16 protein-coding genes and 1 pseudogene are annotated in these 16,354 nt (G+C 69.7%); 14 read left to right on the top strand and 3 right to left on the bottom strand.

Annotated elements, in window-relative coordinates; all coding sequences use genetic code 11:
* Positions 1-6 precede the first annotated feature (6 nt).
* A complete protein-coding gene (locus ACIRG9_RS21315; protein WP_402858422.1) occupies positions 7-183 on the top strand; it encodes a hypothetical protein in 177 nt (58 codons plus the stop codon).
* A complete protein-coding gene (locus ACIRG9_RS21320; protein ID WP_402858425.1) occupies positions 180-1,049 on the top strand; it encodes a DUF6745 domain-containing protein in 870 nt (289 codons plus the stop codon). Before ACIRG9_RS21315 ends, ACIRG9_RS21320 begins: the two co-directional genes overlap by 4 nt.
* Positions 1,050-1,151: 102 nt before the next feature.
* On the opposite strand, the gene ACIRG9_RS21325 is transcribed toward ACIRG9_RS21320, so the two are convergent.
* Positions 1,152-1,925, bottom strand: coding sequence for a DUF2306 domain-containing protein (locus ACIRG9_RS21325; RefSeq protein ID WP_402858428.1), 774 nt, complete (start codon positions 1,923-1,925; stop codon positions 1,152-1,154).
* 577 nt (positions 1,926-2,502) lie between these two features.
* On the opposite strand from ACIRG9_RS21325, the gene ACIRG9_RS21330 reads away from it, so the two are divergent.
* The 8 genes from ACIRG9_RS21330 to ACIRG9_RS21365 all read left to right on the top strand — a co-directional run bounded on the left by ACIRG9_RS21330 (position 2,503) and on the right by ACIRG9_RS21365 (position 12,561).
* On the top strand, positions 2,503-3,822 hold the full coding sequence (locus ACIRG9_RS21330) for an LVIVD repeat-containing protein (protein WP_402858431.1): 1,320 nt from the start codon (positions 2,503-2,505) through the stop codon (positions 3,820-3,822).
* A gap of 86 nt (positions 3,823-3,908) precedes the next feature.
* Positions 3,909-5,075: an ABC transporter substrate-binding protein gene (locus tag ACIRG9_RS21335; protein ID WP_402858434.1), complete on the top strand. Its 1,167-nt coding sequence runs from the start codon at positions 3,909-3,911 to the stop codon at positions 5,073-5,075.
* 47 nt (positions 5,076-5,122) lie between these two features.
* Positions 5,123-6,934 (top strand): copper resistance CopC/CopD family protein, encoded by a 1,812-nt coding sequence (locus tag ACIRG9_RS21340; RefSeq protein WP_402858437.1) that lies wholly within the window; start codon positions 5,123-5,125, stop codon positions 6,932-6,934.
* A 16-nt stretch (positions 6,935-6,950) separates the two neighbouring features.
* Positions 6,951-7,703: a hypothetical protein gene (locus tag ACIRG9_RS21345; RefSeq protein WP_402858440.1), complete on the top strand. Its 753-nt coding sequence runs from the start codon at positions 6,951-6,953 to the stop codon at positions 7,701-7,703.
* A gap of 93 nt (positions 7,704-7,796) precedes the next feature.
* On the top strand, positions 7,797-9,611 hold the full coding sequence (locus tag ACIRG9_RS21350; protein WP_402858442.1) for an LVIVD repeat-containing protein: 1,815 nt from the start codon (positions 7,797-7,799) through the stop codon (positions 9,609-9,611).
* Between the two features lie 131 nt (positions 9,612-9,742).
* On the top strand, positions 9,743-10,942 hold the full coding sequence (locus ACIRG9_RS21355; protein WP_402858445.1) for a branched-chain amino acid ABC transporter substrate-binding protein: 1,200 nt from the start codon (positions 9,743-9,745) through the stop codon (positions 10,940-10,942).
* Between the two features lie 37 nt (positions 10,943-10,979).
* Positions 10,980-11,714, top strand: a complete 735-nt coding sequence (locus ACIRG9_RS21360) for a hypothetical protein (RefSeq protein WP_402858448.1) — start codon at positions 10,980-10,982, stop codon at positions 11,712-11,714.
* An 82-nt stretch (positions 11,715-11,796) separates the two neighbouring features.
* Entirely contained in the window at positions 11,797-12,561 is a 765-nt protein-coding gene (locus ACIRG9_RS21365; protein ID WP_402858451.1) for a YcnI family protein, read from the top strand.
* Positions 12,562-12,570: 9 nt separating this feature from the next.
* On the opposite strand, the gene ACIRG9_RS21370 is transcribed toward ACIRG9_RS21365, so the two are convergent.
* The gene (locus ACIRG9_RS21370) at positions 12,571-13,893 is read right to left on the bottom strand and encodes an aspartate aminotransferase family protein (RefSeq protein WP_402858454.1); all 1,323 of its coding nucleotides are present in this window, start codon (positions 13,891-13,893) and stop codon (positions 12,571-12,573) included.
* A gap of 86 nt (positions 13,894-13,979) precedes the next feature.
* Between ACIRG9_RS21370 and ACIRG9_RS21375 the strand changes: the two genes are divergently transcribed.
* The 4 genes and pseudogenes from ACIRG9_RS21375 to ACIRG9_RS21390 all read left to right on the top strand — a co-directional run.
* Entirely contained in the window at positions 13,980-14,888 is a 909-nt protein-coding gene (locus ACIRG9_RS21375; protein WP_402858457.1) for a LysR substrate-binding domain-containing protein, read from the top strand.
* Positions 14,889-14,981: 93 nt separating this feature from the next.
* Entirely contained in the window at positions 14,982-15,113 is a 132-nt protein-coding gene (locus ACIRG9_RS21380) for a hypothetical protein (protein ID WP_402858460.1), read from the top strand.
* 1 nt (position 15,114) lies between these two features.
* On the top strand, positions 15,115-15,636 hold the full coding sequence (coaD, locus tag ACIRG9_RS21385; RefSeq protein ID WP_402858463.1) for a pantetheine-phosphate adenylyltransferase: 522 nt from the start codon (positions 15,115-15,117) through the stop codon (positions 15,634-15,636).
* A 32-nt stretch (positions 15,637-15,668) separates the two neighbouring features.
* Positions 15,669-15,878 (top strand): annotated as a pseudogene (locus ACIRG9_RS21390) (NUDIX hydrolase); the annotation flags it as partial.
* Between the two features lie 41 nt (positions 15,879-15,919).
* On the opposite strand, the gene ACIRG9_RS21395 reads toward ACIRG9_RS21390, so the two are convergent.
* Complete coding sequence (locus tag ACIRG9_RS21395) at positions 15,920-16,183, bottom strand: hypothetical protein (protein WP_402858466.1); 264 nt, start codon at positions 16,181-16,183, stop codon at positions 15,920-15,922.
* Positions 16,184-16,354 lie beyond the last annotated feature (171 nt).

Here is a 16,354-nt window from a genome sequence, read left to right on the forward strand (position 1 = left end):
GATCGCGTGGAAGGCGTGCAGGAGGCCGAGCAATTCGTCGGGGCCGACGTAGCGTCCGTCGCTGCGGGCGGCGGCGAGGGGCAACCGACCCGGCTGGGTAAAGGCTTGCGCCAGTGCCGCGTCGTGGGCCATATTCCTTCCATGATCTCCTACCGGAAGGGCGGCGACGCCCTGGCGCGATGAGCGCCCCCACGCGGCGCAACGACGCCGCGAAACCTTCGCGTGCCGTTCGCAGCGGCGACGCTCGCGATCTGTGGCAGCAGGCGATCCGGATCCGCCAGGAATGGCTCGACCACGCCCTGTCCACCCAGCCGGCTGACAAGTCGACCGCCGAACGCTGTCTGACCGCCATTTACGCCCGGGCATCGCGGCCCCGGCCCCGGTTCGAATGGGTCGACTCGCCAGAGAAGGCGGGCCCCCTGATCGCCGGCTGGCCCAGCCTCGATCAACTGTACGGGTGGATCCGGGACCCGCGCCCGCGCGGGACACCACCAGTGGCAAGTGATCTCGCCATGGTCGCCTCCCAGCTACGCGGCGTACTGAGCGCGGGCGTTACTCACACCGACCCGGAACTGTCAGCCGTGCGTACGGGCAAGAACAAAGAACCGTGGCCCGAACTGGCGCCGCTGCAGGCGCTCGACAGCGCCGTTCCGCTCGGTGTCGTGCTGCACCAGGGCGTACGCACGGCACTGCACCGGAGCCTCGCGCACGGGTACTACCTACCCGTGCGGGCGGCGCTGGCCGACGATGCTCCGCTACCCGTGTGCTGGTACGGGCAACAGGACGCTTCGTGGATCGCCTACTACGACACGCTGCGTCGACTCGGCCTTGCCGGGTACGGGGCAGACGAGGCCGAACACCTCGACGCCTGGGCGGGTCTGGCCCGCTCCTGCGGCTGGTGGTGGCCCGGCGAGGACGTCTGCGTCGTGGTGGACCGGCCCCAGGAAATACGAACCGAGCCGGTCTCCGGAACGGTGCACGACCAGATCCGACTGCAGCCGCGCGGCGTGCGTTACCGCGACGGCTGGCAACCACTGCTGAGGATGTGACCTGAGTCGGCAGCCGGCCGGGACGGCGACCACCAGTCCCGGCCGGCACGCTCCAGGCCGCCGAGGCCCGAGCAGGGATCACCACGCCTGGCAGGAACATCGTCAGGCTGCCGCTCCGCGGCGGCCGGCGGCCTGGCCGCCGCGGCGGGCCCGGCGGCGGGTGTCGCCGCGTTCCAGCCACCACTCGGCGACGAGCAGGTTGACCACCCAGCTCATCCAGACGCTGGCGCCGGCCGCTGCCCGGATCATCGCGTCCTGGTCGCCGCCGTACGTCGTGTCGACCTGGGGCAGCAGGAGGACGACGAAGAGGATCAACCACACCCGGTTCAGCACGATCGACGTGGTCAGCGCGAAGCTGCGGATCATCCACCGGCGGTGCTCCGCGAACCGGCGTTGCCGTGCCATCCGGTATCCGGCGACCGAGGTGGCGAGCCAGAGCAGCGCCAGCATGGTGTTGCCGACCTGCGAGACGAAACCGGTGTTGCTGAACGGTGCGACGCCCAGAACGGCGATTCCCGCCGGGAAGACCCCGCCGAAGAGGTACGCCCGGCCCATCCACCGGTGCGCGGCCGGGTAGCGCCGGCGGAACCACGGCCAGACCTGGAAGCATCCGGCGAGCAGGGCCACCGAGCCGAAGACGATGTGCGCGACCAGCAACGGGTAGTACTGCGGGACGCCCTCCGGGGCAGGCAGCCGGGACCGGCTCGGGTCGAGCGTCAGGTACGGCGGCAACGCGTACGTGACGAACGCGACCGCGCTCAGCAACAGTGGTGCCACCCAGCGTAGTTGTCTCCGTGCGCGGCGCCGGCTGTCCGGCCGCCCCGGCGACGTGCCGGTGGCGGACGGGATTGACGAGTTGTCGACCGTCGTGGGCATTTCGCTTCCCCTGTCTCTGACCTCGACTGGCCCCTGTGCCCAGGGGCGTCCGGCGCTCACTCGTCCGGCCCGATCGGCCGGGGCCCGCAGTCGACCGTGGCGGCGTGCCGCTGTGGTGTTTCGAACCGATGGAACGAACTCTGCTCCGGACGGGCCGGTGGGTCAGCGGTGCTGGGGTCCGCCTTTGCGGTGGTGCTGGCCCTACCTCGGTCCGCCTCTGGTCACCACGGCGGCGCCGGCCTGGTTGACGTGCTGCCCTGCGTGATCACGACGATTGACGGAGGCTTGCGGCGGCCTTCTCGACAACTGCACCATGACGGTCTGCTCGTGCCGTCTCTAGTGTCGTGCCACACACGCTCTTCGGCCGCGCGGTGCCCATGCTGCGCTGAGGTCGCCAAGGAGAACGCCAAGGGAGAATGCGGTGAAAACGAAACCCCTCGTGGCGGGTGCGGTCGCTCTTGCGACCGCTTTGGCAGTGCAGCTGTATGGAGTTGGCGCGGCGCACGCCGCCGACCCAGGATCGAACCCGTCGGACAACTCCGCCCATGGCGGTGAGGTCCTCGACGACGTTCACAACGTGCCGACGACCGCCGTCGCAAGCAACGTCACGTTCATCGACAACGTCAAGGGAGTCAGCGGCTACTCGGCGCTGAACTTCATCAAGTACGACAAGTACGGCTACGACTTCATGTTCGCCAACGGCACCGGCGGCCTGGCCGTCTGGTCGCTGGAGGACCCCCAGCACCCGGCCCTGGTCTCCAAGATCACGGCGGCCGAGCTGCGCCTGCCGGGGGACACCCAGGACAGGTTCTGGGAAGGCGAGAACATGACCGTCGACCCGAAGCGCAAGCTGGTCTTCCTCATTCGGGACCCGCGCGGCTTCGGTGGCACCGTCAAGACCGGGCAGTCCGGCGTCTACATCGTCGACGTCAAGAATCCGTGGAAGCCGGAGATCGTCACCTTCCATCCGATTCCAGCCGGGCACACGTCCACCTGCATCAACGACTGCAAGTATCTGTGGTCGGTCGGTCCGGCCAACACGGGGACGCCAGGCCAGGACCCCTCCTGGAACGGCGTGCCGGTGCGGGTGACCGACATTCACGACATCAAGCACCCGTACACCTTCGACCGGGCGGTCGATCTCGGTCGGCACGACGGGGTCACCGACTACGTACACAGTGTCGATGTCGACAAGGACGGCATCGCCTGGGTCTCCGGTGAGGGCGGCGTGCGCGGCTACTGGACCGAGGGCAACCACTACGACCCGGTCGAGAAGCGCAACCGCGTCGCGACGGCGTACGACCCGGTGCCGTACGCGGGCGGGACCGTGATCGCCACCAACCCGGCGGGCACCGACTTCTTCGACTTCTTCGACCACAACGCGTACCACAACACGGAGAAGATCGGCGACTTCGACAAGGGCGAGCTGCTCTACATCACCAACGAGAACGTCACGAGCTGCTCGCAGGCCGGGGAGTTCAAGATCGCCTCGTTGAAGGGCAGCTACGGCGGCGAGGGTTGGCGTTCCACGCCGGAGGACCCGTTCCGGCTGGAGCTGATCAGCCACTGGTCGCCGTGGGGCAAGGAAGGGTCGGCCACCAGCGGTAGTTGTTCCGCGCACTGGTTCACGGTGAACGGCAACATCGTGGCGCAGGGGTGGTACGGGCAGGGCACCCGCTTCCTCGACGTGTCGGACCCGAGGAACCCGACCCAGGTCGGCTACTTCCGCGTGCCGTCGGGGCAGGGCGTGACCGGCGGTTCGGCGTCGGCCGTCTACTGGCACAACGGGCTGGTCTACGTCGCGGACTACAACCGGGGTGTCGACGTCCTGCGGTTCGACGGCAAGCTGGCCGGAACGCCGGACGAGAAGATCTGCTGGAACTCGTGCGACAAGTAACCGTCTGAGCGAGAGCACCGGCCCGAGCGTGGCGACCGCTGCGCCCGGGCCGGCTTTCGATGGTGACGGACCTGGAGGTAGGAACGGTGCGACGCAGAGGTGCCATGCGCGGGATCGCGCTGGGCGCGACGGCGCTGGTGGTGAGCGCCCTGCTCGCCGCCTGCACCGCCTCCGACGAGGGCGCGGGTGCCCCGAGGCCGCGGGGCGAGATCACGTTCGGGGTGCTGGCCCCGCTCTCCGGCGACCTGGCTGAGCGTGGCCAGGACCTTGTCGACGGGGCGCAGCTGGCCGCCGCCGAGATCAACGATCAGGGCGGGGTGCTGGGCCGGCAGGTGAAGCTGGCCGTGGTGGACGGTGGCTGCACGTCGGCGACCGGTGAGCAGGGGGCGACGGAGCTGACCACCAAGAGCGTCGTGGCGGTGGTCGGCGGGCTGTGCGAGGACGCGGCGGTGGCGGCGGCGGACGCCGTGGCCGCGGCTGGCACGCCGTTCCTGGTCTCCTCCGCACGCGCCGACCGGCTGATCGAGGCCGGGTTGCCGTCGGTGTTCCCGATGGAGGGGACGGTCTACCAGGAGGCGCTGGCCGCGGTGCACTGGATGGGTTACCGGAGCCCGCAGCGGGTGGCGGTGCTCGGGGACGGTTCGCCGGCGTCACAGCGGCTGTCCGGGCTGGTGACCGACCGGGTCAAGGCCGACGGCCTGAAGGTGACCAGCCAGAACGCCGAAGCGAACGACCCTGACCTGGCGAAGCTCGCTCGCACCGTCACCGCGTCCAAGGCGGACTTCGTCTATTGGACGGGAGCCGCGGAACCAGGTGGACGACTGGTGAGCGCGCTACGTCGTACCGGCTATGCCGGCTATTTCATGGCCTCCTCGGGGTCGGACAGCCCCGAGTTCCTGCAGGCGGCCGGCGCGGCCGCCGAGGACGCATTCCTCACCATGGCCGCGGATCCACGGCTTCTCCCGACGGCGACGGACTGGGCCGCGCGTTTCAAGGGCCGTTACCAACGGGACCCGGGCCGTGACGCCATGCAGGCCTACGACGCCCTTCGCGCGCTCGCGGAGGCGGTGCGCCAGGCCGGGGACCCGGCTCCCTCGAAGGTCGTCGAGAACCTGCCGCGGCTCGAAGATTTCACCACCTTCACCGGGACGCTCCGCTTCGCCGCAGATCACTCCCTGACCTACGACAACTACATCATCGCCCAGGTCAGTGGCGGCAAGCTCACCCTGGCCAGCAAGCTGCGTACGGACTAGGTCGGATGACGCGCACCCTGTACCCTGCGGGCCCTTGTCGGACCCGGATGATCACCCGGCTGATCACGCGGCTGGCGGCGGTCGTCCTCCTCGTGGCCGGTTGCCTGGTCACGGACCTCGCGTCCATCCATCCGGCGTACGCCCACGCCTACCTGCTGGAGACCTCGCCGGTCGACGGCGAGGTGCTGGCCTCGCCCCCGGCGGAGGTCCGGCTTCGCTTCGACGACGCGGTCAGCTTCAACGAGCGGTCGATCCAGCTGCTCGACGTGAACGCGAAGAAGCTGGCGATCGGCACCCCTGGTCATGTGGACGGGAAGGCCAACACGACGCGGGTCAGCCTGCCCCCGGATCTGGCCGAGGGCACCTATGTCCTGGCCTGGCGGGTCACCTCCGCGGACTCGCACGTGGTGTCGGGTGCGTTCAGCTTCAGCGTCGGCCACCCGAGCGCAACGGCCGCCCCGGTGGAGCAGGACGCACACCGGGACGTCCTCGTCGTCGACGCGGTCGGTCGCGCCCTGGCCTTTCTCGGTGTGGCCCTCGCCCTCGGTGGCGCACTGTTCGTAGCCGTGCTCTGGCCCGCCGGTCGCACCGACCGCCGCGGCCGGCGCATCGTGTGGTCAGGGTTCGGCGTGCTGGCCGCCGGCACCGTCGCGGTCCTGCTCGTGCAGGGGCCGTACGCCGCCGGCACGTCGCTGGCCGGAGTGTTCGACCCCGATCTGCTCGGTACGGTGCTGTCCACGCGGTTGGGCCACGCGCTGCTGGCACGGCTGGTGATCGTGCTCGCCCTCGGCGTGGCCTTCTGGATCGCCGTCCGCCCCAGCTCAGCCTCGGCCGCCACCGAAACGGCCGGCAGCGGGACGGCCGGCAGCGGGACGGCCGGCAGCGGGACGGCCGCCACGGCCAGCACGGCCCGCCGGATTGTCCTGCCCGCGGTCGCCGCAATCGGCGCCGTTGCCCTGACGCTGACCTGGACGCTGACGGATCACTCGCAGACCGGCGTGCAGACCTGGTTGGCCGTGCCGGCGACCAGCCTGCACCTGCTCGCCATGTCCCTGTGGCTGGGTGGCCTGGTCACGCTCGCGGCCTGCGTACTCGTTCCGGCCCGGAGGCGGGAGGGCACCCCCGTCATCACCCTGGAGCCCGCGCTGCCCAGGTTCTCCCGGCTCGCGCAGATCTGCTTCGCGGTGATCGCGGTGACCGGCGTCTATCTCTCTTGGCGGCAGGTGGGGACGTGGGCCGCGCTCGGCGCGACCGACTTCGGGCGGCTGCTTCTCGGCAAGCTCGCCGCCGTCCTCGCCGTGGTGGGACTCGCCGCCGGAGCGCGGCGGTTCGTGCGGCGGCGCAGCCGGGAACCCCTCGGCCTCGACGCCGCCCCCTCCGCCGCGCTACGCCGGCTGCGCCGCTCGGTCGCGGGCGAGATCCTGCTCGGAGTCGCAGTCGTGTCGATCACGGCCGTCCTCGTCAACACCGCCCCTGCCCGCACCAGCTACGCGCCGCCGGTACACACCACCGTCCCCATTCCCGCCGCCGCGGCGGAGAGCGCCGGTGCGCCCGCCGGGCTGCGGGACGCCTCGGTCGAGGTGCGGATCGAGCCGGCGAGGTCGGGCAGCAACGTGGCCGACATCTACCTCACCGGGCAGGACGGCTCGCTGGTCGCGGTCCCCGAGATCTCCGGCCAGCTCGAATCACGCGACCGCGCGGTCCCGGCGCTGCCGGTCGAGGTCTCCGCGGCAGAACCCGGCCACTACGTGGCGAACTCGATGTCCATCCCCTTCCCGGGGGAGTGGGTGCTGCGGCTGGACATCCGAGTCTCCGACTTCGACGAGACACCCGTACGCGTCCAGTTCACGGCGCGCTGAAAGGCTGGTGACACACATGCGAGGCGCTGAACGGAAGGCGTTCCGAAGCCGATCGACCGCGGTCGCCGCCGGCTTGCTCGCCCTCGGTGTCCTGGCGGGCTGCTCCAGCGAGAGTCCGGCGCCCCTGACCAAGCCGCCCTACACCGTGGAATCCGTCCGGCTCGGCCTCGTCAGCCCCGGCGACCTGGGCGAAGGCGCCACCGAGATCAAGGACAACGGCCACTCCTCGCACGTCGTCTACACGCCCCCGAACAGCATCCCGACCTGTCCGTACGTCCAGCGGTCGGAGAACGTCGAGGTCCAGGTGGAGCCGGCGGTCGAGCCGGTGGGTGGGAACCCGACCGGACGGACCATCGTCGCGCCAGAGCTCGTGGGAGCGTCGTCACTGCCGGTCGTCACGCAGGGCGCGGTGGTCTTCCAGAACTCTTCGCTCGTCGAGGACACGATGAACACCGTCCTGGCCGAGGCCACCAAGTGCCCGGCGACGTTCAGCGTGCTCGGCGGGCCACCGACCGTCGTGGGCGACTACAAGGTCGGCACCCGGTCGGTCGAGATCAACGGATGGGAAGGGTTCGCCCAGCATCTCGTACACACCTCGCCCGCCGAGGTGAACCCCGACACCTACGACGATCTGGTCACCGTCGTGGTGCGCAAGGCGAACGCCATCCTCTACGTCGGCTACGCGCAGATCAAGTCCGTGGGCAAGCGCGCCGACTCCGACGAGAAGGTCAAGGCGTTGATGAAGACCACGCTGGCCCGCCTCGGCTAGCGCGGACATCACCTAGTGGAAAGTGGAGGAAGGGTGAGAGTCATACCCGTTGGAAGAAAAGGGAGGGGCAGAGCCCTCCTGAGAGGCGCGGCCGTGCTGGTGACGGCGGTCGCGCTGCAGATGTCGGGCGTCGGCGCGGCCCATGCGGACCCGTCCGGTCCGGTCCGCCCCGGCACGGTCGGATCGGCCCAGGCCGAGGCGACCAGCCTGCAGAACCGGGCGGACGCGGCCGCGAAGGACGCCGCCCGGGCAGCCGCCCGCCTGGACGAGGCCAAGGCCAAGGCGCAGGAGGAGGCGCAGAACGCCGCTGACGCCGCCGCCACGGCTGAGGAGTCGGGCAAGATCTCCGACAAGAACAAGGCGGATGCTGCCGCCGCCAAGGCCGCGCGGGCATCCGCCGACGCGGCGCAGGCGCAGTTGGAGTACAACGACAAGGCCGCCACGGCGGCGCAGGCCGCCGCGGCTGCCGCGGCGGCGGCGACCAACGCCGACCGTGAGGCCGCGTCGCTCGCCGGCATCAAGGACGGCACCGCCACCGAGGGTACGCAGACCCTCCCCGACACCGGGGTGTTCCCGGACAACGCGACGCACAGCGACAACGTCGATGTCGTCGGCCACGTGCGTGGCGTGTTGTCCAGCAACGGCAGCTGTCCCGCCTTCAAGGCGACCAAGTGCCCCGCGTTCTCGTCGCTGAACTTCGTGCGCTACGAGAAGCTCGGCTACGACGTCATGGTCGCCAACGGCACCGGTGGCCTGGCCATCTGGTCGCTGAAGAACCCCGAGCAGCCGGAGTACATCGCCGCCGTCACCGTCGACCAGCTCAAGCAGCCCGGCGAGACCATGACCCAGTTCTGGGAGGGCGAGAACCTCACGGTCGACAGCCGTCGCAAGCTCGTCTTCCTGACCCGTGACTCGGGCACCAAGGGCCTGTTCATCATTGACATCAACGACCCTTGGCACCCGAAGCTGCTGGGCTTCCACCCGGTCCCGCTCGGTCACACCGCGACCTGCATCAACGACTGCCGGTTCATCTGGTCGGTGGGTTCGGGTGTGCGTGGTGCGAGTTCCCCCGTCTACGTGACCGACGTACGTGACGTCAACCACCCGTTCACCTACAGCCAGGCCGTCATCTCCGACGTCCGGCGCACCGGTGCGACGGGCGGCTCCACGCACAGCGTCGACGTCGACTTCGACGGCGTCGTCTGGGTCTCGGGCAGCGGCGGCGTCCGCGGCTACTGGACCGAGGGCAAGCACCTCGACCCGGCCACGAAGGCCGAGCGCTACGCGACGGCCTACGACCCGATCCCGTACGCGGGTGGCAGCGTCACCGGCCGGGAGAGTGCCTTCCTGCACAACGCCTACCGCTTCCCCAACGCCCTCGGCGACCGTCCGGCGGGTGACGTTGTGCTCATCACCAACGAGAACAACAACCAGGACTGCGCGAAGGCCGGGGTGTTCATCCTGGCGTCGCTGGAGGGGACGCACGACGGCGAGGGGATCACCTCCACGCCGGAGAACCCGGTCAAGATGACGCAGCTCGCCACGTACAGCCCCGGGGGCAAGCCCGGCCACTACGTCGACCCGACGGGTAAGGCCGGCGACTGCTCCGCGCACTGGTTCACGGTGAACGGCAACATCGTCGCCGCCGGCTTCTACGAGCAGGGCGTCCGCTTCCTGGACATCTCCGACCCGCGCAACCCGCAGCAGGTCGGCTGGTTCCGGGTTCCCGACCGTGCCGCCGGCCCCGACGGCCCGGCGATCATCGGGAGCAACGCCTCCTCGGCCTACTGGCACAACGGGTACGTCTACGTCCCCGACTATGGTCGAGGCGTCGACGTCCTGAAGTTCACCGGCGACATCCCCGGTAAGCACGAGAAGAAGGTCTGCTGGAACTCCTGCGAGAAGTAGTCTCCAGCGGACATTTCGTACGTGGAGGGATCCCGCGCCGCCACCGGCGGCGGGGGTCCCTCCCCGTCACCCGAGGCCACCCGCCTCGACCACTCCGTTCACCACCACCGGAGCCGAGAGAGAAGCACCCCATGCAGCTCCCGATGACCCTCGACGGCCGCCGCCGCACCCGCTGGCTCGCACCGTTGGCCCTCACCGTCCTCACCCTCCCGGCCGTGACCGCGTGCACCTCGGCCGACGACAAGCCGGCCGCGCCCCGGGGGGAGATCGCCTTCGGTGTGCTCGCCCCGCTGTCCGGGCCGGACAAGGCGCGCGGGCAGGACCTGGTCGAAGGGGCGCGGATGGCGGTCGACGATCTCAATGTCCGCGGCGGAATCATCGGACTGCACGTCTCCCTGGTCCCCGTCGACGACGAGTGCCTCGACGACGGCGGCAAGGAGGCGGCGAAGCAGCTCCACCTCACCGAGAGCGTCGCCGGCGCCCTCGGCGGCGTCTGCGACGGTGCCGCGGAGGCGGCCGCGCGGGTCCTCGGCGGCAACGGGCTGCCGTTCCTGATCACCTCCGCCAACGCGCCCACGCTGGTCAGCGCGGAGGACACCCCCACGGCCTATCTCACCAACGGCACGCCCTACCAGGAAGCGCTGGCGACGGTGCACTGGATGGCCTATCACGCGTCCCAGCGGCTCGCGGTGATCGCCGACGACACCCCGGAGTCCGGATATCTGGTCAACCAGGTGATCTCGGTGTCCTCGCCCGTCCCGAAGGTGGTGAGCAAGCAGACCCTGCCCGCCGGGAAACGGGACCTGGCCGCGGCCGCCACCACCGCGCTGGCCGCCAACCCCGACGTCGTGTACTGGGCCGGCCCGGCCCAGGAGTCCGGCCAGTTGGCCGCAGCGCTCCGCAAAGCCGGGTACAAGGGCAAATACATCGCCTCCGCGGCGTCGGAAAGCCCCGATTTCCTCTCCGCCGCCGGCAAGGACGGCGCCGAGGGCGCGTACGTGATCACAACGGCGAGCCCGCAGAACCTTCCCGCCGCCGCGGCCTGGACCAACCGGTTCGCCAAGGCCTTCGGCCACGCGCCGGGCCGCGACGCCCTGCAGGCGTACGACGCGCTGCGCGCCCTCGGCCAGGCCGTGACGCAGACGGGAAAGGTGGACCCCGCGCTGAACAGCGAACAGCTGGCCAACCTCGAGGACAGCTTCACCACGTTCCTGGGTGAGCTTCGGTTCGCCCCCGATCACACGGTCAAGTACGACAACCACCTCGTGCTGACCGTCAAGAGCGGTGCGTTCACCGTCGCCGACACCCTGCGTTCGGACAACGGCTCCTGACGGCCCGCCGCCTCGCCCCAGATGAAGTGAGCCATCCGTGATCTTGAGCTCCCGTGCCGCCGCGGCCCTCGCGCTGGCCGCCGTCTGTGTCGCCGTCACCAGCTGCTCCAGCGCCGCGGGCGCCACGGCGAGCAAAGCGTCCTACACCGCCGACGACGTCAAGGCCGCGTACTACACGGCGAAGGACGCCGGTGAGGGCGCGCGCGACTACTGGTACGACCGGGACTTCCACTCGCACAACAACTACGTGCCGCCGAGCGCCATCCAGACCTGCCCGTACGTGCAGCGCTCAGACGCGGCCAAGGCGCCGTCCAACGTGGTTCAGCCGGTCGGTGGCCAGCCGGTGGGGCAGTTCGCCGTGGAACCCGCCCGGGCGACCGACACCCGCATTCCGAACGTGACCCAGAACGCGCTGGTCTTCGCCTCGACCGCCATCGCCGACAACGCGATGAACGAGGTCGGTTCCGGGCTGGCCGGCTGCCCCGGATCGTATGAGGTCGAAGGGGGGCCGCCGGTCATTCTCGGCGCCTACAGCGTGACCAGCCGTCCGCTTGAGGTGTTCGGGTGGAAGGGGTACGTGCAGCAGCTCGCCCACACCTACCCACCCGGGCAGGACGACGTCTATTTCGAGGACTTCGCCATCGTGGTGCTCCACCGGGCGAACCTCATTCTCTACCTCGACCTCACCCAGAAGAAGATCGTCGGAGACCGCGCCGACTCGGCCGACAAGGCCAAGGGGGCCATGGAGAAGGTGCTGCGGCGGCTGGGCTGAAGAAGACCCGCGCCGGAGCGCGTACCCGACCGCCCCCTGGTTGAGACGACGATTGTCGATTGATGGAAACTGGAGAACGCACATGCTTCGCCGAGTCGCACGTACCCTCGTCACCGCAGGCGCGGCGGCCTGCCTGGTCGGCGTCCTACCGGCGGCGGCGTTCGCGCACGTGACGGTGAACCCGGGCACGGCCACCCAGGGCGGCTACGCCGCTCTGACGTTCCGTGTTCCCACCGAGAGCGACGACGCGAGCACCACCAGGATCGAGGTGCAGTTCCCGACCGAATCCCCGCTGGCCTCGATCTCGGTGAAGCCACACCCCGGCTGGTCGTACGAGATCACGAAGACGAAGCTGGCCACGCCGATCGAGGTGCACGGCGCGCAGATCAGCGAGATCATCGAGAAGATCACCTGGACCGCGGCGGACCCGCAGTCGGCGATCAAACCGGGGGAGTACGACGAGTTCTCCGTGAGCGCCGGACCACTGCCCACGACCGACCAACTGGCCTTCAAGACGCTCCAGCACTACAGCGACGGCGAGGTCGTGCGCTGGATCCAGGAGCCAGCCCCCGGTGCCGACGAGCCGGACCGGCCCGCGCCGGTGCTCCGGCTCGTGCCCAAGGAGAACGGGACAGCATCCCCGTCGGCGGGCACCGAGCAGGCAGCGCTGGCCGCGGACAGCGCGACGACCCAGTCGGATGCGGGGGTCAGGTGGGCGGTCGGGTTGTCCACGGCCTCACTGGTGATCGGCCTGCTCTGCGCGGCGATCGTCGTGCGGTCGCGCCGCGCGGATAAGCCGCAGCGGTCCGGCGGGCCAACGACCGGCGGCGATATCACCCAGAACTGACGCGGCCGGTCAGGCCGGCGCCGCTTCGCCGATCGCCTGGTCCAGGATCTCCAGACCGAGGGCCAACTCCTCTCGCGTCGTGGTGAGGGGTGGTGCGATCCGGAAGGTGCTGCCCATGCCGGGCAGCTGCACGACGTTCATGTGGAGGCCGAGTTCGAGGCAGCGGCGGGTGACCCGGGCGCCGAGGAGGTCCGAGCCCTCTCGCGTCTCCCGGTCGACAACGAGTTCGATCCCCTGCATCAGCCCGCGCCCGCGTACGTCTCCCACCACCTCGTGCCGGTCTCTGATGTCGAGCAGGCCGGCGCGCAGGAACTCGCCGAGGTCCCGGGCCCGTACGTCCATCTGCTCCTGCCGGAGGACGTCGAGCACGGTGTTGCCGACGGCGGCGACGAGGGGGTCGGAGACGTGCGTGGTGTAGAAGAGATAACCCCGCTCGTGTGCCCGTTGTTCGATCTCTTCGGTCGTGACCACCGCGGCGAGCGGTAGTCCGGCGCCCAGCGTCTTGGACAGGGTGAGGATGTCGGGCACGATGCCGTCGCGCTGGAAGGCGTACCACGTGCCGGTGCGGCACAGACCGGTCTGCGCCTCGTCGACGATCAGCAGCATGCCGCGCTCCCGGCACTTGCGCGCCAAGGCGGCGAAGTAGCCGGGCGGCGGCTCGATGATGCCGCCGGAGCTGAGGATCGGCTCGACGATGCACGCCGCGAGACTCCCCGACGACTGGGCGTCGACGAGGGCGAAACCGTGGTCGAGCTGCCGCTGCCAGTCGAGTTCGCCGTCGGAGGTGGTGTAGTCGGGGCGGTACGGGTTGGGCGTCGGGATCGCGAAGTTACCCGGCGGCGTGGGCCCGTAGCCCCGGTGGCCGGCGCTGTACGTCGCGGCGGCCGCGGCGTGCGTCATGCCGTGCCACGACTTGGCGAAGGCGACGATCTCGTGTTTGCCCGTCACGAGCTTGGCCATCCGGATGGCCGCCTCGTTCGACTCGGCGCCGGTCGTCAGCAACAGCGCCTTCTCCAGCGGCTGGGGGAGAGACTCGGCGAGCCGGCGCGCGAGGTCGACGACCGGGCGCGACAGCATGCCGCTGAACAGGTGGTCCAGCCTCGCGATTTCCCGCTGCACCGTTTCGACGATCGCGGGATGGCAGTGCCCGAGGATGGCGCTCATCTGACCCGAGGTGAAGTCCAGGATCTGCCGGCCGTCGGCGGTGTAGACGAAGCTGCCGGCCGCGCGCTCGATGATCTCCGGCGTGAACGAGGCGCCGTAGCGCACCAGATGACGGTCGGCGTCAGACCAGAACCGTTCGGCGGCACCCTGCTCGGTAGTCAGCGTCATACGCCTCACGATAGGACTGTTCCCTATGCACGAATAGCTAAGGTTTCTGGCTACGCTGTGCGGAATTCATGCACAAGGAGTTTCCGATGCGGCTCAACACAGCCCGCCTGGAGATGCTCAGCCTGCTGGACGGCCTCGGCACCATGCGGGCCGTCGCCGCGGCCCTGCACATGAGTCCGTCGGCGGTCTCGGCGCAGCTGGCGGTCCTGGAGGCGGAGACCCACACCGAGCTGCTGCGGCGCACCGGCCGCCGCGTTCAGCTCACGCCTGCTGGGCGCACGCTCGCCCGGCACGCCCGCATCATCCTCGACCAGATCAAGGCCGCCGAGGTGGACCTGCAGGGCCTCTCCGGACAACCAACGGGACCGGTACGCGTCGCGGCCTTCTCCAGCGCCGCACGAGCCATCCTCATCCCGCTCGCCGCCCGGCTCCGCCAGGCGCATCCGAGGATCGAGCTTGAGATCGCCGAACTCGACCCGCAGGCCAGCCACCCGGCCCTGCGCCGCGGTGACCACGACATCATCGTGACCGCTGACTTCATCGACGGTTCCATGCCGCTGCATCCCGACGTGCACACCATTCCCCTGCTCACCGATGCCATCGTGCTCGTGCTGCCGCGGTCGCGGGCCGGGTCGGACACGCCGGTGGAGCTGGCGGACTTCGCCGAGGCGCGCTGGTCCATCGACATGCCGGGCACCTACCTGTCCAACCTGGTGACGAGCACCTGTCGGCAGGCCGGCTTCGAGCCGGTGGTGGCCGGCCGCTTCGCCAGCTACGAACTGCTGCTGGCGCACGTCGAGGCCGGCCTGTCCGTGTCGCTCCTGCCGGAGCTCGCCGTGGACCGTCGCTACCACGTCGCCACCCGCCCGCTGCGCCAACCGTTGACCCGCCACGTCTACGCGGCCGTTCGCAGCCGAAGAGCACTCACCGCAGCGAGCCAGATCGTCCTGGACGAACTACGCGACCTTTCGACGACGTCATCCAACGACTTTTGACGATCGAATCGTGACACGTGGATAGGAAGAGGATGCCCCGACTACCGCGGCCAGGGCATCCCAGGAGGTGCTGAGGCTAGGTCAGGTGTCTCGGTGGGGCTACTCGCGGCCGAGCGCATCAAGTACGGGCCGGTGAACCCGGCGGAGGCCGCCGACGCTCTTGAAAATCACGCACGCGAGCTGAATTGGCTGCATTCAGCCATCGCGCACCGCGATTGCCGCTGAGGTGCTGAAACACCTGCATGGCTGGCATGATCGTGACCATGTGGTTGGAGGCGCGGTGACGGCTACATCAGATCCCGGAGTGCTGCCGGCACGCGGTTCGTTGGCGATCTATCCCGGTACGTTCGATCCGTTCACCCCGGGGCACCATGACCTTGTGGCGCGCGCCCGGGTGATGTTCGACCGGGTCATCGTGTTGCTGGCGGTGAACGCCGACAAGCGACCAACCGCCGAGGCCACTGTCAGGGCCGAACGCGTGCGCGGCGCCATGCCAGCAGCCTGGGGCAATGTCGAGGTTGACACCTGGACCGGTCTGACCGCCGACTACTGCGTGCGCCGCGGCGCCACAGTCATCGTTCGCGGCCTACGTAGGCCCGCGGACCTTCGCCAGGAGTACCAGCTCGCTGCGATGAACGAGCAACTCGGCATTCAGACCGTCTGGTTGCCGTCCCGTCCGCGGTTGGCCGCCACTTCGTCCACAGTCGCACGGGCATACCGCGCGGCACGTGGGCCCGTCCGTCCCTGAATCGAAGAATGACCCCCAGGGGTAGCTGGAAGGTGGAGGCCACGGGCGTGGTCGGCATCTACGCCAACCCCCGCCAGGCGCTGGCCTACGACGACGGTGAGGTGCGCCAGCAGTTCTCGATCTGCTTCACCGCCAGACCAGTCGGTGGGGAACCGACCACCTCCACCGAGTCGCGTGAGGTCCAATGGGTGGATCCCGCCGAACTCGACCAGCTCGACATCCACCCGTCGATGCGGCTCCGCGAGCTTCGGGCGGGGCAGCCGGCGCTGGCGGGGAAGGTGAGTCAATCGGATTCGGATCCGAGCCGAATCGTCTGCTCGAGCAGGATGTCGATCGCGCGACGCAGGTAGCTCACGATCGCTGCCTGTTCGGCCGGGTCGTATTCGGCAATGACGCCGCCGAGTGCGGGGCCGAGCCCGGCGAACGCGCCGGCCAGCTCGGGGTGCTCCGCGTCGGCGGCGCGGATGACCGCCCGTCGCCGGTCGTCGGGGTCGATCTCCCGCACCACATAGCCGCCGGCCGCGAGTCGCGCGACGACGCTGATCACCCGATCCGCCACCTGACCCACACACCAGGCCTGCATGACCGGTGCCGGATTACGGACTTTGGTCCCGGCAGCTCGGGACCGTGGCCCCCCGATCCGGAGGTTGAAATCGCGGACGCTCGTCGGCAGGGCGCGCCGCCGCGTGCCGCGACGACTCCCAGGTTGTCGTCTCGC

Source organism: Micromonospora sp. NPDC093277 (assembly GCF_044765245.1).
Classification (GTDB): Bacteria; Actinomycetota; Actinomycetes; order Mycobacteriales; family Micromonosporaceae; genus Micromonospora.